This window comes from Mesorhizobium sp. M1A.F.Ca.IN.020.04.1.1, from assembly GCF_003997315.1.
Classification (GTDB): Bacteria; Pseudomonadota; Alphaproteobacteria; order Rhizobiales; family Rhizobiaceae; genus Mesorhizobium.
Genome location: NZ_RZSN01000407.1, coordinates 1 through 735, shown reverse-complemented (window position 1 = coordinate 735; position 735 = coordinate 1). Strand labels below are relative to the sequence as shown.

Genomic DNA, 735 nt, shown 5'->3' with positions numbered 1-735 from the left:
GCGCGCCCACTGGACGTTCGTCAGTTCGTACCGTTTGGCCATCCGTCGCGCTCCGAATCAGAACCCTCGGAACGCAATGAATCAACGCCAAACCGCGTTGAGAATCCTGAATGTAGATTGGACCTAGTTTCAGTGCACCCGCTGTCAGTTCGGCGCCAAGCGCTCCGGACGGAAGGCTGGAAAGGGTTGACGGGACTCCTCGACCTGTAAAAATCGGTGCAGGAAAAAGTGAATGGTTTCCCTAGTATTGCATCGGATCGAAGGCGCCTCAGGAATTCGCTCGGCGATCCGGTGTTGTGGTCTGCAGAGGCACGGCGACAATCGGGGAAGCGTCCGTCAGGAAAGACAGCACAGCCGCGGGCAGCGCCGCAGAATTGAGCGGATAGATGCCGCAACGCGAGATAAGACCCCTCTTGTCGGCGACTTTCCCCAGATAGTGCCAGACGGTGCGAGTGGCGTAAGGCAGATGGTTGTTTCGCCACGATATGCCCATGGTCACGCCCCGCAGGTAGCGCCGCTGGGTCTCGCCAAAGTGCTCGCGGCGCTCGGAATGGCCGAGCTCGACGATATCCAGGTCACAATCCTTCAGCATCAGCGGCGAAATCTCACCCGTCCACGCGCCGTCATCGGCCCAATGCATGTTCTGGGCTCCGACCTTGACCGACGTATCCTTCAGCATCGCCTTGACCTCTCGCGCCGCCGTGAAGGGCGGGATGACGAAGCGCTGGATGCGCG

At 60.1% G+C, this 735-nt stretch carries 1 pseudogene; it reads right to left on the bottom strand.

The annotated features are described in order from the left end of the window. Positions 1-520 precede the first annotated feature (520 nt). Positions 521-735, bottom strand: a pseudogene (locus EOA49_RS32240) (triose-phosphate isomerase); the annotation flags it as partial.